Annotated in this window: 1 protein-coding gene; it reads right to left on the reverse strand. The window is 54.2% G+C overall.

Going from position 1 to position 3,765, the window contains the following annotated elements; genetic code table 11:
* Nucleotides 1-109: 109 nt before the first annotated feature.
* Nucleotides 110-3,765 (reverse strand): DNA-directed RNA polymerase subunit beta' (locus NCN04_RS09325; RefSeq protein ID WP_250395907.1); only part of this gene is annotated, 3,656 nt, incomplete at its 5' end.

The following is a 3,765-nucleotide window of genomic DNA, read 5'->3' on the forward strand; positions in this document are numbered from 1 at the left end:
CCAAAACGGGGAAGTTTCCGCTTGGGGATCAAAGACGGCTCAATCATGAGCGAAATCGATAAGAAGCAACAGTTTGAAGCGGCAAGGGCAGCTCATGCGAGCGAACGAATCATTCATCGCTGAGGAGACCCTGCTCCTGCAGATTCTCAACCGCAGCCGGGTCAAGGACTTGCTCCTCGGCAAGCTCGTTATCGGCATCTGGACGGGTAAAGGCAGCAAAGTTGCTGGCCTCTGCCTCAATCCCATGGCGGCTGCGAGTGGCCTCTAAATCTGCGGCGCTGGGATCGTCCAACAAAGCCGTCGATTTAGAGGCAGGGGCTGCCGGCATATCAACGGTGTAATCAGGGCGAAGATTCTGCATACGGCGGTATCCAGCAGGATCCTCCGAGAGGATATCGGGATGAGGACCGGCTTCCGCTCTCAACTCCTCTTCAAAACCACTGAAGCCCGTACCTGCAGGAATCAAGCGACCGATAATCACGTTTTCCTTGAGACCACGCAACCAATCGCTCTTGCCCTCAATCGCTGCTTCGGTAAGCACACGTGTGGTTTCTTGGAAGGAGGCCGCTGAGATGAAGCTGTCAGTGTTGAGCGATGCCTTGGTGATACCAAGCAAAACTGGTGTGAATTCCGCAGGCGCTCCACCCGTGATCGACATCGCCTGATTGGTGTTTTCCACCTGGCGAAGTTCGATCAACTCTCCGGGGAGAAGCGTGGTGTCACCGGCATCCTCGATCCGAACTTTGCTGGTCATCTGACGAACAATCACCTCGATGTGCTTGTCGTGAATCGACACTCCCTGCGACTTGTAAACGTTCTGGACTTCAGTCACAAGACGATGCTGAAGCTTCGCAATCGCTTCCTGAGCCGCATCCATTAAGGGCTTGCGGCTGCGCAGGTCTTCAAAGAAGCACTCAAGCAACTCATGGGGATTGATAGGCCCGTCTGTCAGAAGTTCGCCAGCATTCACCTGTTGACCATCACTCACCATCACGTTCCGACCAAGAAGAATCGGGTATTCAGCGATCGCATCGTCGGATTCGATCACGGTCACCGTGGTGAACTCATCGTCTTCACCCTGTTTGATTTCAACGGTTCCTGGTTTTTTGCACAGGATCGCAGACTCACGGGGACGTCTTGCCTCTAGCAACTCCTCAATACGAGGTAGACCCTGAACAATGTCTCCTGTTTTCTGGCGTTCAAAGACCAGAAGAGCCAAGCCATCACCGCGCTGGACAAGATCTCCGTCGCGAACATGCAACAGCGAGTCGGGCGAAATCATGTAAGGGCGCCCCAAACGCATCGTGACGGAGTTAGCGCTCACCTGCTCAACCTCACCGCAACAATCAGAGGGCTGCCCCTGAGCCAGCTCTTCGCCGTCGACCACACGCTGTCCAACGGTGACGATTGGGGCTCCAGAGGTGTTGATCGTGATTGTGTCTTCAGGCCTTTCAACGATCAAGCGACGCACGGGCTCATCTTCTGTGGCTTCTGGCATCTCAGCCACACCAGCCTGCTTACAGAGAATCTGCGTGGTTGCAACAACATCACCGGCCTTAATGGACTGTCCGTCCTCCACCTGTAGTTCGGTGTGAGTGGAGCCATGGCTGGAGTCTGAGATGGTGTCACGACGCACCAAAATGCTTTCCAGAATCACAAGCTGGAGACGCTCAATCGTTTTAGCCCTCTTATCAGGAACCGCTTCCACATCAACAGTCATCTGTGGAGTGGTGTCGAATGTTTCCAACATCAATTGAGTTCGCAGTAACTCAACGCCCTCAACCGATTTGACCAATTCGTTGTCTTTGAAAGCCAATCGTTGTGTCGCCTTAATCCCTAGATGGGGTCCATTGGGCTGTTTGACATGACCCAAATCAGGAAGCTGGGCCTCATTTGGAATCGTGTACTCCTCGATAGGACGGAGCAGTAGGCCGGTGCCCTCAGGAGTTTCAACCGCCTGCACAAACACCATCGCGTCGGAGCTGATGCCCTTTGCGATCGCTTCGCCGGGGTTAACCATGACGCCATCGCCCTGGAAACGCTCGAGCGCCTTCTTCTCCGTGCAGAGATGGAAACTACCGCTGCGAACAATAATCTCGCGAAGAATATCGTTCTTCTGAGTGACACTCACGATGCCTGCAGTCTGGCTGAAGATATCCTTCACCACTTCGGTTCCGGCTTCAATCCATTGACCATCAGTGATCATCAACAACGAAATATCTTTGTTGATTTCATGGGTTTCCTGAGGAATCCACAACAGGGTGCCGCCCTTATTGACCTCGTAACCATTTTTGGCAGATCGAGCCTTCTTAATCGCAAGCCCAGGAGCAAATTTGACCAATCCACCGGTTTGCGTTCGGAAGCGATCGTCAGCAAGCTCGGCAATCACTTCAGCATTACCAATTTTGCTTCCAGGAATGGTGTTAAGGCGATAACGCGTCCCATCCTTAGCTTCAAGGTTCCAAATCTCACCTGCGTGGGATGATTCGCCGAGAAGTTTGAAATCGCGAAGCGTCATGGAGGTGGTAACAATCTGCACCTCACGCGAATCCCCCAAGGCTTCGCGCAAGCGAATGGCACCGCCATACTCGCTGGCCTGACTGGCTTCAGCCAACACCTGAGCCTCGATGACGGACCCGCCAGACGACACAACAGGGCGCGCGTTTGGCGGCAAGTTGTACACATCACCGGCAAGAACCCACATCCGGCCAAGACGCTGAGCTTTGTGGGTGATGTTGCCCTGCCTGTCAGTCACCTCGCGGGGCTGAATGGTGGGGTCATAGCTGACCTGACCAGCCAGGTCGCAGATCACATCCTTAGTTGCTTTCTCAACGCTCTTCTGCACGGCACCAGCCGCAATGGTTGCCACTGTCACGTCAGAGGCAATCTTTTGACCATCATCAACAAACAGAAGTGAACCATTCGTGATTTCGATCTTCTGTGGCTTGCCACTTCCACTGGGCTTAATCGTGAGCGAAAAGTCCACATCTGACTGCTGTGCATTCACACCATGCGGTGTGCGATAAGGACGCACTTTCGCTTTCGATCCAAATTCAACAGTGCCTTCAAATTTTGAGCGCACCACTCCACTCTCAGCAGTTGACACACCACCGGTGTGGAACGTTCTCATGGTGAGCTGGGTACCAGGCTCGCCAATGGATTGAGCGGCGATGATTCCAACCGCTTCGCCCAAATCAACCAACTGATTATGGGCAAGGGCCCAGCCATAGCACTTGCGGCATACGGAACGATTCGCTTCACAGGTGAGCGGAGAACGAACCATCAGAGCGGAGACACCAGCAGCTTCAAAGCGTTTAGAGAGGGGTGGATCGATTTCCCTGTTGCGCTCAGCGATCACCTCACCATCAGCTCCAAGCACCTGATCAGCGGTCAATCGTCCAACCAGACGATTACCAAAACGACCGTCCTCCGCCTTAACCATGATCGAGCGCATGGTCCCGCAGTCGTCCTCACGAACAATCACATCTTGGGCGACGTCCACCAAACGGCGGGTGAGGTAGCCGGAGTCAGCCGTACGCAGTGCGGTATCCACCAATCCCTTACGGGCGCCGTAGGAAGAGATCACGTACTCCGTGACCGTGAGCCCCTCTCGGAAATTGGTGCGGATCGGAAGGTCAATGATCTCCCCTTGAGGGTTCGCCATCAAACCGCGCATGCCCACCAGCTGACGGACTTGGGACATATTGCCCCGAGCCCCAGAGTTGGCCATCATCCAAACCGAGTTGAGTGGATCGTTGTCGTTGA

It is taken from the genome of Synechococcus sp. MU1655 (assembly GCF_023630655.1).
GTDB lineage: Bacteria > Cyanobacteriota > Cyanobacteriia > PCC-6307 > Cyanobiaceae > Synechococcus_C.